The organism is Staphylococcus sp. mip270_02 (assembly GCF_054031535.1).
In genome coordinates this window covers 905749-926023 of sequence record NZ_CM132934.1, presented here as the reverse complement: position 1 = coordinate 926023, position 20275 = coordinate 905749, and the positions used below count along the sequence as shown (strand labels likewise).

The 20275-nt window shown below is 33.5% G+C and carries 18 protein-coding genes; 15 read left to right on the top strand and 3 right to left on the bottom strand.

Features of this window, described 5'->3' with window-relative positions:
- Nucleotides 1-83 precede the first annotated feature (83 nt).
- On the bottom strand, nucleotides 84-860 hold the full coding sequence (locus tag ACW5YJ_RS04045; RefSeq protein WP_017722805.1) for a CPBP family intramembrane glutamic endopeptidase: 777 nt from the start codon (nucleotides 858-860) through the stop codon (nucleotides 84-86).
- Between the two features lie 190 nt (nucleotides 861-1050).
- Between ACW5YJ_RS04045 and ACW5YJ_RS04040 the strand changes: the two genes are divergently transcribed.
- The gene (locus ACW5YJ_RS04040; RefSeq protein ID WP_457338518.1) at nucleotides 1051-2634 is read left to right on the top strand and encodes an FMN-binding glutamate synthase family protein; all 1584 of its coding nucleotides are present in this window, start codon (nucleotides 1051-1053) and stop codon (nucleotides 2632-2634) included.
- Between the two features lie 55 nt (nucleotides 2635-2689).
- Here the strand turns inward: ACW5YJ_RS04040 and ACW5YJ_RS04035 are convergent, their stop codons facing one another.
- A complete protein-coding gene (locus ACW5YJ_RS04035; protein WP_017722807.1) occupies nucleotides 2690-3208 on the bottom strand; it encodes a thioredoxin domain-containing protein in 519 nt (172 codons plus the stop codon).
- Nucleotides 3209-3407: 199 nt separating this feature from the next.
- Between ACW5YJ_RS04035 and ACW5YJ_RS04030 the strand changes: the two genes are divergently transcribed.
- Nucleotides 3408-4484: a M42 family metallopeptidase gene (locus ACW5YJ_RS04030; protein WP_457338517.1), complete on the top strand. Its 1077-nt coding sequence runs from the start codon at nucleotides 3408-3410 to the stop codon at nucleotides 4482-4484.
- A 211-nt stretch (nucleotides 4485-4695) separates the two neighbouring features.
- On the opposite strand, the gene ACW5YJ_RS04025 is transcribed toward ACW5YJ_RS04030, so the two are convergent.
- Complete coding sequence (locus tag ACW5YJ_RS04025; protein WP_171914761.1) at nucleotides 4696-5514, bottom strand: SDR family oxidoreductase; 819 nt, start codon at nucleotides 5512-5514, stop codon at nucleotides 4696-4698.
- Nucleotides 5515-5736: 222 nt separating this feature from the next.
- Here ACW5YJ_RS04025 and ACW5YJ_RS04020 point away from each other — a divergent pair, with 222 nt between their 5' ends.
- From ACW5YJ_RS04020 to hisIE, 13 genes are all read left to right on the top strand, one after another.
- A complete protein-coding gene (locus ACW5YJ_RS04020; RefSeq protein WP_107551674.1) occupies nucleotides 5737-7275 on the top strand; it encodes an AbgT family transporter in 1539 nt (512 codons plus the stop codon).
- Between the two features lie 237 nt (nucleotides 7276-7512).
- Nucleotides 7513-9042, top strand: a complete 1530-nt coding sequence (gene ppx / locus ACW5YJ_RS04015; protein WP_026113513.1) for an exopolyphosphatase — start codon at nucleotides 7513-7515, stop codon at nucleotides 9040-9042.
- Between the two features lie 68 nt (nucleotides 9043-9110).
- The gene (locus ACW5YJ_RS04010; RefSeq protein WP_171914764.1) at nucleotides 9111-11270 is read left to right on the top strand and encodes an RNA degradosome polyphosphate kinase; all 2160 of its coding nucleotides are present in this window, start codon (nucleotides 9111-9113) and stop codon (nucleotides 11268-11270) included.
- A 323-nt stretch (nucleotides 11271-11593) separates the two neighbouring features.
- On the top strand, nucleotides 11594-12910 hold the full coding sequence (locus ACW5YJ_RS04005) for a D-serine ammonia-lyase (protein ID WP_457338515.1): 1317 nt from the start codon (nucleotides 11594-11596) through the stop codon (nucleotides 12908-12910).
- Between the two features lie 380 nt (nucleotides 12911-13290).
- A complete protein-coding gene (locus tag ACW5YJ_RS04000) occupies nucleotides 13291-14106 on the top strand; it encodes an ATP phosphoribosyltransferase regulatory subunit (RefSeq protein ID WP_457338514.1) in 816 nt (271 codons plus the stop codon).
- Between the two features lie 17 nt (nucleotides 14107-14123).
- Nucleotides 14124-14741, top strand: coding sequence for an ATP phosphoribosyltransferase (hisG, locus tag ACW5YJ_RS03995; protein ID WP_017723148.1), 618 nt, complete (start codon nucleotides 14124-14126; stop codon nucleotides 14739-14741).
- A complete protein-coding gene (gene hisD, locus ACW5YJ_RS03990; RefSeq protein ID WP_245168344.1) occupies nucleotides 14731-15987 on the top strand; it encodes a histidinol dehydrogenase in 1257 nt (418 codons plus the stop codon). Before hisG ends, hisD begins: the two co-directional genes overlap by 11 nt.
- Complete coding sequence (locus ACW5YJ_RS03985) at nucleotides 15987-16991, top strand: pyridoxal phosphate-dependent aminotransferase (RefSeq protein WP_017723146.1); 1005 nt, start codon at nucleotides 15987-15989, stop codon at nucleotides 16989-16991. Before hisD ends, ACW5YJ_RS03985 begins: the two co-directional genes overlap by 1 nt.
- Nucleotides 16969-17547, top strand: a complete 579-nt coding sequence (gene hisB / locus ACW5YJ_RS03980) for an imidazoleglycerol-phosphate dehydratase HisB (RefSeq protein ID WP_017723145.1) — start codon at nucleotides 16969-16971, stop codon at nucleotides 17545-17547. Before ACW5YJ_RS03985 ends, hisB begins: the two co-directional genes overlap by 23 nt.
- The gene (gene hisH / locus ACW5YJ_RS03975; protein WP_135091898.1) at nucleotides 17544-18140 is read left to right on the top strand and encodes an imidazole glycerol phosphate synthase subunit HisH; all 597 of its coding nucleotides are present in this window, start codon (nucleotides 17544-17546) and stop codon (nucleotides 18138-18140) included. Before hisB ends, hisH begins: the two co-directional genes overlap by 4 nt.
- On the top strand, nucleotides 18115-18819 hold the full coding sequence (gene hisA / locus ACW5YJ_RS03970; protein ID WP_135091900.1) for a 1-(5-phosphoribosyl)-5-((5-phosphoribosylamino)methylideneamino)imidazole-4-carboxamide isomerase: 705 nt from the start codon (nucleotides 18115-18117) through the stop codon (nucleotides 18817-18819). The genes hisH and hisA overlap by 26 nt, the downstream gene beginning before the upstream one ends.
- A complete protein-coding gene (hisF, locus tag ACW5YJ_RS03965; protein ID WP_017723142.1) occupies nucleotides 18816-19574 on the top strand; it encodes an imidazole glycerol phosphate synthase subunit HisF in 759 nt (252 codons plus the stop codon). The genes hisA and hisF overlap by 4 nt, the downstream gene beginning before the upstream one ends.
- A complete protein-coding gene (hisIE, locus tag ACW5YJ_RS03960; protein ID WP_135091902.1) occupies nucleotides 19571-20203 on the top strand; it encodes a bifunctional phosphoribosyl-AMP cyclohydrolase/phosphoribosyl-ATP diphosphatase HisIE in 633 nt (210 codons plus the stop codon). The genes hisF and hisIE overlap by 4 nt, the downstream gene beginning before the upstream one ends.
- Nucleotides 20204-20275: the final 72 nt, after the last annotated feature.

Here is a 20275-nt window from a genome sequence, read left to right as displayed (position 1 = left end):
TACTTTACTCATCATTATTCCCTAACACATGATGTAAATAACCAGTTTCTAGAAAATATAACTTAACAATACTTTATTAAAAGTTATTTTAAAATAACAATTGTTAAAAATGATATGAAATTATTTAAACTGTGCAATATGATAGAAACAGCTAAATTCATACCACTTTTTAGATAAACAAAGGCTAAACTTGCACCAATTATAATATAACTTCCTATTTCAAAAGGCGAAGTGGCACCTAGAACATGTACACTCGCGAAAAGAATGACTGACAGAACTGTAGCAAAACCATAGGTAATTTTTTTACCTAATTCATGAATAATTAAGTGCCTAAATAATAATTCTTCAATAAAAGAGGTCAAAATGACGATATCTATAAACAGCAATGGTAGCATCCAATTATTATCAAACAGTTCTTCTAATAACATTTGATTCTGAGTTTCTCCATATTGAAGAGATTCAGGCAAAAAATCTGTGATCCATTCATATCCAGTAATCAATACTAGTGAAACCATATAAGTTAGCAAAATTATTAATAAATATTTTTGACCTTTCTTAAAACGCTCTATCGCAATCGGTACTAATCGATGGTTCTTATGTATTAAATAAAAACTTAACAAAATAATAATTTCAGAGATTATTGTACTTATAATCTTGTAATCATTGCCTGCTACTTCATTTTTAATATTAAATAACAAGAAAACTCCAAATATTACAGCTAAGACAATTAAAGGTACAACTTGATTGAATAGTATATAAAAAGGAATAAGCCAGAAATCTCTTTTCACAATATGCTTACTTTGCCATTGGTTTTTTTCTTGAAATTGTTTCGTTCTTTTTAAAGTTAATTCTTCATCCATATGACACCTTCCTTTATATTTATATATTGTAAATATATCACGATTCAAATTACTTATATATGTTTTATAAAATTTTTCTTAGCATTTCATTTTTTAGAATTTTAATATTAAGTAACTTTTTCTTTTTTTAGTTATTTCATTGTAAAATGATCATTTTGTTGTAACATATAGTTAAATGGGGGGATGCTTTATGACAATATTAACCGTACTACAGTTTATTGTTAATATAATCATTGTTTTATTTCTAATAAGTGGGCTTATTATAGGTGCACTATTACTATTTAAAGATAAGCGTCAAAAACAACATAGCGTATTACGTAATTATCCTTTATTAGCTAGAATACGTTATTTTGGTGAGAAAATAGGTCCGGAATTACGTCAATATCTCTTTTTGGCAGACACTAAAGGTAAACCTTTTTCTAGAAATGATTTCACTAATATCGTTGTAGCAGGCAAATATAATTCCAGGATGACAAGTTTTGGTACTCAATGCGATTATGAAGATGGCTTTTATATTCAAAACACTATGTTTCCACTACAATCATCCGAATTGCACATCGATCAATCACCTATGATATCTTCTTTTATTTATCAGATAGATAATGAGCGTCTATTTGATCGTGACGAGCATAGAATAAAAACAGAAATTGACCCTTACTATTTATCAGACGACAATCAAATTATACTCGGACCAGAGCTTGAACAACCTTTCAAACTAAAACGTTTGGTTGGTCAATCTGGTATGAGTTACGGTGCATTAGGTAGCCATGCTATTACTGCCCTTTCTAAAGGGTTAGGACAAGCTGGTACATGGATGAATACAGGTGAAGGTGGGCTATCAAAACACCATCTGTCTGGTGATGTAGATATTATTTTTCAAATCGGGCCTGGTCTATTCGGAGTACGTGATAAACAAGGTAATTTTGATACAGACGCCTTTAAGCATTTATCACAGCACCCTCGAATTAAAGCTTTTGAAATCAAACTAGCTCAAGGCGCTAAAACAAGGGGCGGCCATATGCAAGGCAATAAAGTCACTGAAGAAATTGCAGAAATTCGTAAAGTTGAGCCATGGAAAACGATAAATTCACCTAATCGTTTTGAGCAAATCAATAATCCGTCTGCATTACTTTCTTGGGTACATCAATTACAGCAACTTGGTCAAAAACCTGTTGGCTTTAAAATAGTAATCAGTAAAGTTTCAGAGGTAGAAGATCTGGTGCGCACAATGATTGATACACAACAATATCCAAACTTTATAACAATAGATGGAGGAGAAGGTGGGACTGGTGCAACTTTCCAAGAATTAGAAGATGGTGTAGGTTTACCTCTTTTCACAGCACTGCCTATACTTACTTCTTTACTAGAAAAGTATGGCATTCGACATCGTATTAAAATATTTGCTTCAGGTAAACTAATCACACCTGATAAGATTGCTATTGCACTTGGTTTAGGTGCAGATTTAATCAACGTTGCTCGTGGCATGATGATTAGTGTAGGTTGTATTATGAGTCAACAATGTCATATGAACACTTGTCCAGTAGGCGTTGCCACTACAGACCCCAAAAGAGAAAAAGGGCTAATTATTGATGAGAAAAAATACCGTGTCACTAATTTTGTAACAAGTTTGCACGAAGGTTTATTTAATATCGCAGCTGCAGTTGGCGTTGAATCACCGACACAAATTTCTAAAGAACATATTATTATTAAAAATAAAGATGGTAACATTCAATCTATCCAAGACTATAAATTAAAATTGATAGAACATGTATAAAAATCCAAAAAACACTATGACAATCGTTTGAAACGATTGTCATAGTGTTCTTATTTTATCTACTTAATTGGTTTATTTTGTCAATAATCAATGTCTCTATTTCACTTTGTTTATCTTGTAATGGGTTGAACTCAAATTGAACTTCATTAATAAATACTGTTGGAATGCCTTTAATACCACGTTTAAATGTTTCTTCATTAATTGCTAGTGAACGCTCATCCGCTTCTTTGTTAGGCGCTAAGTTAAATGTTTGAGTCATTTTTTCTTCAATTGCAGTAAAGCTTTTTTTCCATTCATCTTGCGTATCGTATAACTCACGTATAATTTCTATCGTTTCATTAACTTTTTGATAATCTAAATGTATATTTGCAACCGTTCCTTTTAATAAGGCTTGCTTAGTTTTATCAAAATGTTTGATTACATGTTGCACTTTACCTGCCTCAATAAATGGTTTTAGAACCTTGTCTGCAGCTTTAAAATAATTCTTACAATATGGACATGCAAAATTAATAAAAGATTCGACTTGAATTGGCGCTTCATTTGAACCCAATGTAAGATAATTAACTTCTGTCATTTTAACCCCTCCACTTTATCTATTATCTTTATTGAAACACGATTGTTTGTCTATTGCACACTTTTAGTCTTAGTGAATTAGTAAGATTTATTTTTAGATTTATACAGTTCTTATCAATTTTTATTTAAATCAAATGACTATATAGTATTAATATTAAAATGGTAAAATATATCTATAAATCAAACTTGGGAGGGTTAATATGAATCAATCAGTAGAACTATTAAAATCTTTAACTGATGTCGACGGCATCGCAGGTCATGAAATGAAAGTGAAAGCTTTAATGCATGATTATTTAAAACCTGTAAGTGATGAAATTATAGAAGACAACCTTGGTGGTATTTTTGGTAAAAAATCCGCAACAAATGGTAACAAAACATTGATGGTTGCTGGGCATTTAGATGAGATTGGTTTCATCGTTACTAAAATTGATAATGATGGATTTTTAAAATTTACTCCAATTGGAGGTTGGTGGAATCAAGTTATGTTGTCACAAAAAGTTACGGTTACAACAGACAAAGGTAAGAAAATAAGAGGAATTATCGGTTCTAAACCACCGCACGTACTATCACCTGAAGAGCGTAAAAAAACGATTGATATGAAAGAAATGTTTATAGATATTGGTGTTAAAAGTAAAAAAGAAGCTGAGCAATTCGGTATTGAAATTGGAAATATGATTACGCCATATAGTGAATTTGAAACATTAGCAAACAACAAATATTTAACTGCAAAAGCATTCGATAATCGCTATGGATGCGCACTTGCCGTTGATGTATTACAACATTTAAAAAATGATACCATTGATGTCAATTTAGTCGCTGGCGCAAATGTCCAAGAAGAAGTTGGGCTACGTGGTGCTAAAGTCGCTGCTAATAAAATCAAACCCGACTTAGCAATTGCCGTTGATGTTGCAATTGCATATGATACACCAGGAATGTCTGGACAAGTTAGTGATACAGCTATTGGTAATGGACCTGTTGTCATCATTATGGATGCTTCTAATATCGGGCATGTCGGCTTTACTAAACATATTAAAGAAGTAGCTAAGAAACACAAGATTTCTATTCAATTAGATACTACAGCTGGTGGCGGCACTGATGCTGGTAGCATACATGTCGCGAATGAAGGCATACCAACTGTATCTATTGGTGTCGCATTACGTTATATGCATTCAAACGTGTCAGTACTACACACAGATGATTACAAAAATTCAGTTGCACTTGTGACCGAAATTGTTAAATCTTTAAGTGATGACGTTGTAGAAGAAATTATTTGGTAATCTTTCTAATATAACTTGAATAATTTTATTAAACTAATTTTTTATATGGTAATGATTACACGCTATTTAAAAAGATATAATACAATTAGCATATCAGCGAGACTTTAATCTATTACCAATATGTGCTTAAACAGCGAGGCCGAGACAATTACTTTGTCTCAGCCTCGCTGTTTTATATAATTATTTTATTCATTATTATAGATTGCTTATTTTATTTAGTCGTATTTTTCCAACTATCGTCACTTAACATTTCACCAGGCCATGTATAAGCCATTACACCACCATCAATAGTAATCGTCTCGCCAGTAATAAATGAACTGTCGTCTGAAGCTAGGAACGCAACAAGTTTCCCAATTTCTTCAGGTGTTCCTAATCTACCTAAAGGTGTAACCCATTTTTGATTTTCTCTAAATGCTTTACCAGACTCTTCATCAGCAGTCCCAGTCAATTTATCGACAAGTGGCGTTTCAATAGTACCTGGTGCAATCGCATTGGCTCTAATATTTTCTCGTCCATATTCAATTGCAGTGGAACGTGTGAAATTGATCACGCCACCTTTTGCAGCATTGTACCCTGAACGATTTAAATCTGCTGCTAAACCTGAGAATGACGCCGTATTAATAATTGAACCACCTTCATCCATCATTAAAGGTAAGAAAAACTTAGTCATTAAAAACGTTCCTCTAAGATCGACGCCCGTTATCTTATCGAAGACTTCTACAGGATATTCATGTATCCTACCAGCAGCATTATCAACACCCGCGTTATTAAAAAGTACATCGATTGTTGAGAATTTTTCTTTAATAGCTTCTGCAAAACGTTCTACTGCATGTTCATCTGAAATATCAACAGTATAACCTGAAGCTTTATTTCCTGCATTATTAATTTCTTTAACCGTATCATGTACTTTTTCTGAGATATCTACTGCTATAACATGAGCTCCCTCTTTAGCTAAAATATGTGCGGTAGCGGCACCAATACCTGTACTGACACCTGTTAATATAGCTACTTTATCTTCTAATTTTCCCATGATTACTCACGACTCCTTTTCTAAAATTAGCTTTTCTTCTTAACACAGCTCAATTATATACTTCCTTTTTTAATTACCTGCAAAACTTCATTTATTTAGTCTTTTATATAAAAGCGTTTACAACAATTGAAATTATTTAACTGTCTAAGTTGTCAAAATTTTCATTTAATTATTAATTTTAATTTGTTATACTTTCGACAACTTAATTGGGAGGTAAAGATCATGTCATTAAATTCAAAAGAAAAACCAACGCTTATCAATAGATTTTTAAACATAGTAGAAAAAGTTGGGAACAGATTACCTGATCCCAGTATTTTATTTTTCTTAATGTGCTTAGGGCTAGCCGTATTAACTTGGATAATTTCATTTTTCTCTATCACTGTTAAACACCCTGGCACAGGTGACACTATTGCAATTAAAAGTATTTTAAGTAGTGATGGCTTATCAATGATATTGAATGATACTGTTAAGAATTTTTCTGAATTCCCTGCACTAGGTCTGGTATTATCAGTCATGCTTGGTATTGGCGTATCGGAAAAAACAGGTTATTTTGATAAATTGATGATACAAGTAGTACATAAAGCGCCAAAGAAAATTATAGTTCCTGTAATTATATTAGTTGGTATCTTAGGTAATGCTGCTGGTGATGCCGCTACTATTGTGTTGCCGCCACTTACTGCCATGGTGTTTATTAAATTAGGGTATCACCCTATTGCTGGGTTAGCTATGGCTTATGCGTCAGCACTTGGCGGTTTCTCAGCTAATGTCATGATTGGTATGTCTGATGCTTTACTTTATGCTTTTACAGAGCCTGCAGCAAAAATTGTTTCTGATAATGTACACGTAAATGTCGCAATGAATTGGTACTTTATAGCCGCTAGTATTATCGTTTTATTACCAGCTGTATATTGGGTAACCATGCGATTTGTTATACCTAGACTCGGAACTTATGATACATCCAACTCAGATATTAAAGTTGATGAAGAAAATACAGGATTAACACCTGAAGAAAATAAAGCAGTTTTTTGGGCAAACATAAGCTTCTTTGCAATGATTGCTTTACTCATTGTTTTAGCAATACCACAAAATAGTTTTCTAAGGAATGCTAAAACAGGTAGCTTACTTAACGATGCGCCAATTATTAATGGTGTAGGATTGATTATTTTAGTCTTATTTTTAGTACCTGGTTTAGTATATGGAATTAAAATGAAAGTATTTCATAATTCTAAAGACTTAGGTAAAATGTTGGCTGACTCTATGGGATCTATGAGTTCTTTTATTGTTATAGTATTCTTTGCAGCACAACTACTAGCATTCTTAGAGTGGAGTAATCTTGGTGTTATTGTCGCTGTTAAAGGAGCTTCATTACTCCAAGGACAAAATGGAATTGTATTAATCTTAGGCATTATTATATTAAGCGCACTCATTAACTTACTGATAGGTAGCGCATCCGCTAAATGGGGAATTTTGGCACCTATATTTATACCAATGTTAATGCTTGTTGGATTTCATCCCGCGTTTACACAAATGCTATATAGAATTGGTGATTCCATCAGTAATCCAATTACTCCGATGATGCCATATTTACCACTGCTATTATCTTATGCTCAAAAATATGACAACAATATGAAATTAGGTTCGTTACTTTCAAGCTTAATGCCTTATACCATCATTTTAAGTATTGTTTGGCCATTGTTTATGATTATTTGGTATTTATTAGGTTGGCCATTAGGCCCTGGTGGTCCATTAGATATGAAATAATACGTTGAAAATTACACACCTAATAGACAAATTCAACAATCGGCAAATATAGCTGATTTTCGAATTTGTCTATTTTATTTTACACGTTATAATTTATACTATTTATTTTAAATTAATTTCTATTGAGCAGTATGAAAATAATTAGTAACAAATTATTATATTTAATGTAATATAAACTTAAGAAATGGGTAAATAAAATAGAGCAATATAAATTACCTCATTAATATTTTAGGAGGCATTATGGAACGCATAGGATTAATTGATATCGGATCAAATACCATTAGATTGGTTATTTTCGAATTTGATAAAAAAACAGGGTTAAATGAATTATTAAATATTAAAACACCCGCAAGATTAAGCCAATATTTAACTGAAGATTTAGCAATGAACGACGATGGTATTAAAGTATTAACTGAAACGTTAAGTAGCTTTAAAAAAGTAGCAGATAAATTCGAAGTTGATGCATTACACCCTGTAGCTACTGCAGCAATCAGACAATCAACAAATAGAGATAAAATTCTCGAAAAAATAAAAAAAGAACTAAATATCAAAATTAAAATTATAAACGATCAAGAAGAAGCATTTTATGGTTTTTATGCAATTACGCATACTACTGACATTAATGATGGTGTTTCTGTTGATATTGGTGGTGGCTCAACAGAAGTCACACTTTTTAAAGATAAGACACTAATAGAATCGCACAGTTTCCCTTTCGGCGTCGTTACTTTACAGCGCAAATTTTTTGATGGTAAAGATCATAACGACAAATCTGCAATTAAAGATATGGAAAAATTCTTATCTAAACAATTTGACCAATTATCATGGATAAAAAATCAAGAAGTTGCACTCGTAGGTATTGGTGGTTCTGCTCGTAACGTAGCACGTATACACCAGTCTGAACACTCGTACCCTATCGGTGGCGTGCACAACTATACAATGTCAGAAGATAATATTGAAGAAGTATATACAATTATTAAAAAGAGTTCACGTGAGGATTTAAAGGATATTGATGGACTAAGTAGAGACCGTGTAGATATTATACTGCCAGCCGTAGCAGTCTTTAACACCTTATTTAATAAAATAGATGCCACTCAATTTACATTCTCTCGAAAAGGTCTTCGTGAAGGATACGCCATGAATGTCATTGGCGAACGACACCCAGAAGAATTTAAGAAAGAAAATATTAGAACTGATGCTTTGTATCATTTAGCAAATGAATATGGTATCGAAGAAACAAGCGCTAACCAACGCGTAAAATTAGCACAATCACTTTTAGAGCAATTAATTAAATTAGATAAAATTGAAGTTTCAGAAACAGAAAAATCTTTATTTGCTGAGGGCGCATACTTATATTATCTAGGTAGATTTATTGATGCGGATTCTAGTTCACCACATACCTATTATATAATTGCCAATTCAATGATAGATGGCTTCAAACATGAAGATCGTGTCAAATTAGCGTTACTCGCAAGTTTTAAAAATAAATCACTTTTAAAATTCTTTAGTCACGAAACGAAATGGCTTCGTGGTAAAGAACTAGATAATATTCAATATCTAGGAGGCATTATAAAATTCGTTAATGCACTCAATATTTCACACACAAATGCTGTTGAGCACTTAAATCTCAAATATGAGAACGATGGCTATATCCTTTACGTTTACTATAATGGCGCACCTATAGCAGAAGAATATCAAGCTCATAGACAAAAGAAACATATCGATAAAATCTTAAAGGAAAACATTTCTATAATCTTTACAAAATCTTAAAATTCTTATGATAAATTAAGTGTAGCAAAATATGTATCTAAGACTACTAATGAGGTGTAATAACAGTTATGCATAGAAATTTGGGAGAGAAGTATTTAAATTCACCACAGTATTATAATAATAGAGAGCTAAGTTGGTTAGATTTTAACTATCGTGTGTTACAAGAAGCACAAGATAAAAACAATCCATTATTAGAGCAGCTTAACTTTGTTTCTATATTCAGCTCAAATTTAGATGAATTTTTTATGGTACGGGTAGCCGGTCTACAAGATCAAGTCAAGATGGGCTATGATAAACCAGAAAACAAAGCACAATTAACACCAAAGGAACAACTTGATCAGATTAAAATAAAAAACAAAATGAACGTTGATTTACAGTATGAAGTTTATAACGAATTAATCAATGATTTACGTCAGTATCAAGTAGAAATCGTAAAACCTCATCAGTTACCTGAAACACTCTTAGCACAACTTGAAACAGAATTTAAAGTTGGTATATTACCTACTTTGACTCCGTTAGGTATCGATGCTTACCATCCATTTCCTAAATTAAATAATAAGAGTTTAAACATTTTTGTGAATATTGATACACCTGATGAAATTAATTCAGCTATTGTGCAAATCCCATCATTAATACCACGCTTTTATGCATTGAATGAAGGCGACAAACAATACATTATTATGGTTGAAGACATTATCACTTATTTTATAAATGATTTATTTACAGGGTTTAATGTCATAAATACATTTACCTTTAGAATTACAAGAAACGCAGATTTAACCATCCATGAAGATGGTGCAGAAGATTTATTAATTGAAATCGAGCGTTTCTTAAAAGAACGTAAACGCGGTACAGCTGTACGTTTAGAAGTAGATGGCAGAGATGCAACACATGAAGATATTGTATGGATTATGAATCAATTAGAAGTTCATGACAATGATGTTTATTTCTTGGATGGACCACTCGATTTAACTATGCTTTCAGATTTAGTCGGACATTTATCTAATAAATTAAAACACTTAAAATATAATAAATACGTACCACAAATCCCACAATCTTTAGGTGATAATAATATTTTTGATCTATCCTTAAAAAGAGATATATTTTTCCACCATCCCTATGAATCTTTCGAGCCTATTGTAGACTTTATACGTGAAGCATCTGAAGATCCTGATACGATTGCCATTAAACAGACACTTTATCGTGTCAGCAAAGACTCACCTATTATTAATAGCTTGAAAAATGCTGCAGAAAACGGGAAACAAGTTACCGTACTTGTAGAATTAAAAGCACGTTTCGACGAAGAAAACAATGTTCATTGGGCTAGAATGCTAGAAGACGCTGGTTGCCATGTTATTTACGGTATGACACATTTAAAAACACACAGTAAAATTTCGCTAGTAGTTAAACGTATTAATAATAAACTTACTTCTTTTGTACATCTAGGAACTGGAAATTATAATGATAAGACTGCTAAGCTATATACTGATATGGGGATTATAACGACGAACAATGAAATTGCCGAAGATGCAATTAACTTTTTTAATTATCTAAGTGGCTATTCAATTAAACCAGTTTACAACAAATTAATTGTTGCACCATTCGATATTCGTGATGTCTTTTTAGCTCGTATTGATAATGAAATTAAGACCCATTTAGAACACGGGAATGGGAAGATTATTATGAAGATGAATTCTTTAACTGATAAGGATATTATACTCAAATTATTTGAAGCTTCCTGTGCTGGTGTCAAAGTACAACTTATTATTCGTGGTATCTGTTGCTTAAAACCAGGAGTACCTGGAATTAGTGAAAACATTGAAGTAGTGAGCATAGTCGGACGCTTTTTAGAACATTCTCGTATTTATTATTTCCATAACAATGGAGAAGATAAGATTTATCTCTCTTCTGCAGATGCGATGACGAGAAATATGATTAAACGTGTAGAGATTCTATTTCCTGTTGAAGATAAGGCAATTGCAAGTCGTCTGTTAGATTATATGAATCTTCAACTTTCTGATAATCAAAAAGGACGTTACCAAGATCAAAATGGTAATTACCACTATATTGAAAATAATTTGTCACCATTAAATTCGCAAGCTTATCTTATGAATGAAGCTATAAAATTTGGTCAATCTTTACAAGAAAAATCTGCACAACCTCGAGTTATTTCATCCAATAATCGCAAAGGTTGGTTTACTAAAATTCGAAAATCCTTTAAAAAATAAATTGCTATCCTATAGTTTAGCTTTTAAGTCACGTTTCTAAAGCGTTTTACTTATTAGATTAGCAGATACTGTTCATGAGATAAATTCATAAAAGTGGAATAGAAATCAAATTAAATCGTGATTTCTATTCCACTTCTTTTTCTATTTGTTAATTGTAACTATTCTCTTTCACATGACTCATAAATGTTTTCCTCAGATACTTGCTAATAAGTAACATGTTTTTTTATCCATCCTACCAATGTTATACGAGTATATACACCGATTATTAAAAACACTTTGCTATAATATATATGAGAATGAATTAGTACTGTAGGAGGATTACCATGACCACTCTCAATCAACTTAAACAAACGTTTCCTTTAATTAATGAGTTACAAAACTATACACCTTTATTCTGGGAAAATCCAAATTTTCAAAAACCAGGATCATTCCCTTTTACTATAAATGATATTGAAGAGGCTGCCGCGAGATTGGATAGGTTTGCCAACTATATTCGTATAGTTTTTCCTGAAACCGAAAAAAATGACGGTTTAATAGAATCACCTTTAAAGCATATTCCTTTTATGCAAGACGCTTTAACGAAATCAGATTTTCAAACTAATATAGGCAAATTATGGCTTAAATGTGATAGTCACCTTGCGATATCTGGTTCTATCAAAGCACGTGGAGGGATTTATGAAGTACTGAAATTAGCCGAAACCATTGCAATAGATCAAGGAGATTTAAACTATAGCGATGACTACAGTATTTTAGCTGAACCAAAGTATCAGGCACTATTCAGTCAATATAATGTGGCTGTTGGTTCAACAGGAAACCTCGGTTTAAGTATCGGTATTATAAGCGCAAAACTTGGATTCAGTGTAACGGTCCATATGTCGAGTGACGCGCGTCAATGGAAAAAAGATTTGTTGCGTGACCGTGGCGTAGAAGTTATTGAACATCAATCCGATTATCAATTTGCTGTTGCAGAAGGTAGGAAAGCAGCAGAACATGACCCTACCTGCCATTTTGTAGATGATGAAGGATCAGCCGATTTATTCTTAGGCTATGCCGTAGCAGCTTTAAGATTAAAATCACAAATTAGAGAACAAAACATACAAGTTGACGCTGAACATCCTCTCTTTGTTTATCTACCATGCGGTGTTGGTGGTGGCCCTGGTGGTGTAGCTTTTGGTTTAAATCAAATTTTGGGTGAGCATGTTTATTGTATGTTTGTTGAACCGACACATGCTCCGTGTATGTTACTAGGAATGATGACACAACTACATGATCAAATTGCTGTCACAGATATTGGTTTAGATGGACGCACAGATGCTGACGGTTTAGCAGTATCACGCCCCTCTCGCCTAGTTGGTCAAATAATGAATAACTTACTTTACGGCGCATGTACTGTATCTGATAAGCAAATGTATCGATATCTGTATACTTTGAGCCAAAAGGAACACATATTCATTGAGCCTTCAGCAGCTTCTGGCTTTGCTGGTATAAAATCAGCAACTCAAACAGCAATTATTAATGGCATTGCTGTAGAAAATGCGAACCATATCGTTTGGGCAACAGGTGGTAATATGGTGCCTAAAGATGAAATGCTCAAGTACGTAGATTATGGCAAGAAATTAGTTGAAAATAAAAAATATTAATTTCACTCTTTGCTACAACAATATACAAAAATCACTCAATCAAAATAAATTACATCCCTAGTTAAATTTAATATTGTTAATATCAAAACATAGAACTTTATGGTGGGACGGCAATCAATTTTTGGTAAAATAATTTTGTTATCTCGCCTAGTTAATGATTACTAGACATACTAAGTCCGAGACATTTATTTTATGGCTCGGGCTATACTTTTATTTTTATTAAAATGTATCATATGTATATTTTGAGCTAGCTAAAATGAACTCTGTCTATTATTTTCAGAATATTTATTGAATTACAAAAATATCTATGTTAAAGTGTTCTTTATCAATTCACTTTAGTTCGGTAGAGAAACAAAGTAAATGTAAAGGATGGTTATACTATGAATGCTACAACACTTATTAAAAACAAAGAAATTGAACTCGCATTTTTAAAGCATTTTCAACAAGCCGGATTTAAACTTGTCGATTTCAGCTTTATAGAATCTCTATCATGGCAAACACTTACAAAAGACGACCTTCAACAAATGACAGAGCGTAGTTTCTGGCAACATGACCATCATATCTTTGCGCTACGCAATGATTTTACTGATCAATTATTGCGTTATTATAGTAATTATCCGCGACAATTAAGCAATGTAGCTTATTCAGGCCCTATTGTGCGTGATAATGAAGTCTATACTCAATTAGGTATAGAACACTACAACCCTACCATCACAGATATGCAAGAAGACTTTATGGCTTTTTATGAGTTTATAAAAACTTCACTTAACGATGAGATAGATTTTGTTATTTTAGGTCATTACCAACTTATTGACTTACTTTTAACTACTAAAGAACAAACTGATGAGGTATTAAAACTCGTCCAAGAACGTAATATTTCAGAGCTTACTTCGCAACTTGGTATCGCTCATCCAATCGTTCAATTATTAACTACTAAAACGACAGAACAATTGGATCTATTAAGTCAGCTCTTCCAACACGACCATCATACTATACAGGCATTAAGACGTTGGGATCAGTGGTTCAAATCACTTGGTATTAGTGATATACATCTAGATATTACACCTCAGCCACCTCGCTCATATTACAAAGGTGCATTTATGAGATGTCATCTTAAAGAAAATAAATCTCAACAACTAACTGGTGGTTTTTACAAAGGTGATCTAGAAGGATTTGGACTCGGATTTATTTTATAAAAAAAGGAGCGACACACATGCTTACAGTAGCTTTAGCAAAAGGAAGATTATTAAAAAGCTTTATTGCTTATTTAAATGAGATAAATGAACACTCATATGCACAAGCGTTAGAACAGAGAGAACGTCAATTGTTAATTACTGTTGATTCTATCCAATTTGTATTAGTTAAAGGGAGCGATGTCCCTATTTATGTGGAACAAGGTGTAGCAGATGTAGGTATTGTTGGAAGTGATGTACTGGAAGAAAGTAATTATACAATCAATAACCTTCTAGACTTACCTTTTGGCAATTGTCACTTTGCTTTAGCCTCTAAACCAGAAACAACTAATTTCACTAAAGTTGCTACTTCATATATGAAAACAGCACGTAAATATTTTGAATCGCAAGGGCTAGATGTAGAGCTTGTAAAATTATCTGGTTCTATCGAGTTAGCTTGTTTAGTTGATATGGTAGATGGCATCGTTGATATCGTCCAAACCGGCACAACATTGAAATCTAATGGGTTAGTCGAAAAAGATACCATTAAGAATATAAATGCAAAACTTATTACCAACAAACAATCATACTTTAAAAAATCAACGGAAATTGACGATTTAATTCAAACTTTGGAGGTGTCACTCATTGATTATAAATAAAGAGACATTTTTAAATGACTATTTAGATCATTCTTCTTTAAATGAGGATTTGTATCCCTTAGTTAAAACAATTTGTGAAAGAGTTAAATCAGAAGGTGATCAAGCGCTTAAAGCATATAATAAAGAGTTAGACAAAGTAGATACGCCTCAATTAGCAATTCCATTCTCAGAGTTGGAAGCAGCCTTTCACCGCTTAGACAATAATTTACGAGAAGCTTTACAACATAGTCATGCTCGTATTGAGACATATCAAAAATCTATCAAATGTACAGACCAACAAGGTTCTACTGAATGTTATGAAATGTATCACCCTTTAGAACGCGTTGGTGTTTATGTACCGGGTGGTAAAGCGAGCTATCCTTCAACTGTATTAATGACTGCAACACTTGCGAAAGTTGCTGGTGTCGAAAATATAACTGTTGTAACACCACCACAAGCAGACGGCCTACCTGATATCGTTTTGGCAGCATGTTATATTGCTGGCGTTGACTATGTTTTCCAAGTTGGTGGCGCACAAAGTATAGCTGCTCTTGCATATGGAACTGAGACAATACCTAAAGTAGATAAAATTGTTGGCCCAGGCAATCAATATGTTGCTTATGCGAAAAAATATCTCTTTGGACAGGTGGGTATAGACCAAATTGCAGGCCCAAGTGAAATTGCTTTAATCATTGATAAAACTGCTGATTTAGATGCGATTACATATGATGTATTTGCGCAAGCTGAACATGATGAATTAGCACGTACATTTGTTATTAGTGAAGATGAGGAGCTGCTACAACAACTCGAACAAAAGATTCAACAAACACTCACTGAAATTGAACGTCAATCTATCGTAAGAGCAAGTTTAGCTAATCATCATTTTTTGATTGCAGTTGATGACTTTACAGAAGCCTGTGATTTAATGAATCAAATCGCGCCTGAACATGCATCAATCCAAACCGCTTCACCACAAGACTATTTAAATCATGTACGTTATGTAGGAGCACTATTTTTAGGTCATTATTCACCAGAAGTCATAGGTGATTATGTTGCTGGACCAAGCCATGTATTACCTACGAATCAAACAGCAAGGTTTACGAACGGTTTATCAGTGAATGACTTTTTAACGCGTCACTCAGTCATAGATTTGTCTCAAGATACTTTCAATCAAATTGAAAAACCTGCTCGTGAGCTTGCTCATATTGAACAACTATATAACCATGAACAATCTATTGAAATTAGAACAACAAAGGGGTCATATTGATGATAAGAATTAACAAAAATGAAAGCCCACTTCGTCCTTTAACAGATTCACAACTAGCTACAATAATACAAGAAGCATCCTTTAACTTTTATCCAGATGATGAATACGAACGCTTTAAAGTAGCTTATGCAAATTATTATGGCTATACTGCTGAACAAGTCATAGCTGGTAATGGATCTGATGAACTGATTCAAAAATTAATGTTAATCATGCCAGAGGGTCCGGCATTAACACTTAATCCAGATTTTTTCATGTACCAGGCTTATGCCGCTCAAGTAAATCGTCCTATTGAATTTGTGGAAGCTGAGGACGATTTAACATTTAACCTTGAACAGATTTTACAACGGATCGAGGAAGTTCAGCCAGCATTTTTTATAATGAGCAATCCACATAATCCATCTGGCAAACAATATGGTACTACATTTTTAAAAGCTATAGCTGACAAGATGAACACTATTGGTGGTTATTTCGTAATAGATGAAGCATACCTAGATTTCGGTGAAGCTTACAAGTTTGATATGCAACCACACGTACTACAAATGCGTACCTTATCAAAAGCGTTCGGTATCGCTGGCTTAAGGTTAGGTGTTCTAATTGGTACACCTGAGACAATTCAACATATACAAAGTATTGAACACCCCTATCCATTAAATACGCTTACGCTACACATCGCTTTATATATGTTTGAACATCCGAAAAAAACCAAACAATTCATTGATCATCAACGCCAATTAGCACTTAGATTAAGAAACTTATTTAGCGATTACGTTGCAGATATTATGGTCGTCTTTCCATCATATACTAATTTTGTACTTACTAAAGGAGCAGCGGCACAAAACTTAGGGCAATATATTCAGTCACATGGTTTTTTACCTAGATTGTATGATGAGCCAGAAATGAATGACTATGTGCGTTACTCTATTGCGACAGATTCACAATTGGATGACTTAGAAGAAATTATTAAAACTTGGAGGTCTCAATATGATTTATCAAAAAACACGTAACACTGCTGAAACACAATTATCTATCTCACTTGCAGACGACAATCGCCCAAGCAAAATCAACACTGGCGTGGGTTTTCTAGATCATATGTTGACCCTCTTCACCTTTCATAGCAACTTATCTATTACTATCGAAGCAAATGGTGATACAGAAGTAGACGATCACCACGTCACAGAAGATATTGGGATTGTTTTAGGTCAATTGTTGTTAGAAATGACCCGAGAAAGAAAATCTTTTCAACGTTATGGCGTAAGTTATATCCCTATGGATGAAACATTAGCACGTACCGTGGTTGATATTAGTGGACGTCCTTTCCTTTCATTTAATGCACATTTAAGCCGTGAAAAGGTAGGCACTTTTGATACGGAATTAGTAGAAGAATTCTTCCGTGCATTAGTCATTAATGCCCGCTTAACAACGCATATTGATTTAATACGTGGTGGTAATACTCACCATGAAATAGAAGGAATCTTCAAATCTTTTGCGCGTGCACTTAAAGAATCTCTATCAAGCAATGACATCGAAGGCACACCCTCATCTAAGGGTGTGATAGAATGATTGCCATTATTGATTACGGCTTAGGAAACATTAAAAATGTACAACGTGCAATCAATCATCTTGGTTATGAATCTATATTAACAGATGATCCAGAAGATATTGAAGTTGCTGATATGATTATTTTACCTGGTGTCGGTCACTTTAAAGATGCCATGCAAGCGATTCAATCACGAGGTTTGGTGGAGATTTTGCAATCTGTTACAAACAAACCTGTGATTGGTATTTGTCTTGGTATGCAACTGCTATATGAATGGAGTGCTGAAGGCGAAGTATCTGGTTTAAAACTAATTCCAGGTCAAATCATACCTATTGAAACGCCCTATCCAGTACCTCACTTAGGTTGGAACAATCTAATTAGTAACCAACCAACACTTTCTCAAGATGTCTATTTTGTACATTCTTATCAGGCAGAAATGTCAGCATATGTTGTAGCATTTGCCGAATATGGCACGCAAGTCCCTGCAATTGTACAATTTAAAAATTATATAGGCATCCAATTCCACCCTGAAAAGAGTGGCGATGATGGCTTAGCAATACTTAATCAAGCACTGAAAGGTGGATTCCTAAATGATCAAACTATGGCCAGCCATTGATTTAATCAATGCAACAAGCGTACGTCTTACTGAGGGTAAATATGATTCAGAAGAAAAAATGTCACGTAGCGCTGAAGAAAGCATTCAATTTTATAATCAATACAATTGTGTAGATCGTATTCATATAGTAGATTTAATCGGTGCTAAACAACAGTCATCTATTGAACAAGACTATATTAAAGACTTACGGGCTCTAACCGATAAACCTATAGAAGTTGGTGGTGGTATTAGAAGTCTAAAAACCATTGAAGCATATTTTAACGATGGTATTGATTATTGTATTATCGGTACCAAAGGTATTCAAAACTTAGAATGGTTAGCTGAAATGGCACACCAATATCCTAATCGTTTATACCTTTCAGTAGATGCCTATAAACGAGAAGTAAAAATAAATGGTTGGGAACAAGATGCTGAACTAGATTTATTTGAGCTAATTGAAAAAATTGAGTCATTACCAATTGGCGGTGTCATCTACACAGATATTTCAAAAGATGGACGACTAGAAGGACCTAATTTTGAAATTACTGGACAATTAGTCAACGCAACTCAAAAACCTGTCGTTGCTTCTGGCGGTATTCGTCATCAACAAGATTTAGAGAAATTAGAATCACTTGGCGTCTCAGCAGCTATCGTAGGTAAAGCTGCACATAACCCTACTTTTTGGGAGGGCTTATCATGATTAAAAAGAGAATCATTCCTTGTCTGGATGTTAAAGATGGGCGCGTCGTTAAAGGCATACAATTTAAAGGATTAAGAGATATTGGTAACCCAGTCGAATATGCACTGTATTATAACGAGCAAGGCGCCGATGAATTAGTTTTTTTAGATATTTCACGTACAGAAGCGGGTCATGACCTAGTGTTGGATGTTATTGAAGAAACTGCAGATAAACTATTTATACCATTAACTGTCGGTGGTGGAATATCAACTATTGATGATATTTCTCAACTGTTAAATCATGGTGCTGACAAAGTATCATTGAATTCAAGTGCACTTAAAAATCCATCATTTATTAAAGAAGCTAGTGAAAAATTTGGCAGCCAATGCATTTGTATCGCTATTGATAGTAATTATGATAGTGAATTAAATGACTATTTTTGCTATACACATGGTGGTAAGCAACGTACTGATAAACGTGTCTATGATTGGGTTCAAGAAGTTGAAGCTTTAGGCGCAGGTGAGTTACTTATCACAAGTATGACTCATGATGGCATGAAACAAGGGTTCGATGTCACTCACTTGCATGAAATAGAACAACTTGTAAATATTCCTGTTATAGCTAGTGGTGGCGGTGGCAATCCAGAGCATTTTGTTAATTTATTTAAGCAAACTGATGTTTCTGCCGGTCTTGCCGCAAGTATTTTACATGATAAAGAAACAACTGTAGATGAAATTAAAAAAACAATGGCACAAGGAGGTATCCCAGTTAGATGACTACACAACAACCTGATTTTAGCAAAGGGCTTTTACCAGCTATATTGCAAGATGTTAATACAAAACAAGTGCTAATGCTCGGTTATATGAATGAAGCAGCTTATCAACAAACACTCACAAGTGGCGTTGTTTGTTTTTATTCACGTTCCAAAGATCGTTTATGGACAAAAGGAGAAACATCTGGCAATACTCAAATCGTAAAGAATATTCATTTAGATTGCGACCAAGATACACTCCTTATCGATGTTGTACCAAATGGGCCAACATGCCATACAGGTAGTCAAAGTTGCTTTAACACACCTACGCCTTTCAACGTGCAACAACTAGAGCAAACTGTAACAACTAGTGCCAAATCTAATAAAGAAAACTCCTATACACAGTATTTATTGAATGAAGGACTAGAAAAAATCACGAAAAAATTCGGCGAAGAATCATTTGAAGTTGTCATAGGTACAATGAAAAATGATAGCAAAGAAGTAACGAATGAAACTGCTGATTTAATGTATCATCTATTTGTGTTATTACACGCCTTAGATATAAAATTTGACGACGTTGAACAAGTTCTCGCTCAACGTCATAAAACCGATAATAATTTCAAAGGAGAACGCACAGATATTAATCATTGGTAATAATGTTTTAAATACAAAGACGAGATGAAATAGGAACAAAAATCTATTTTTAATAAGATTTCTGTAAACCAT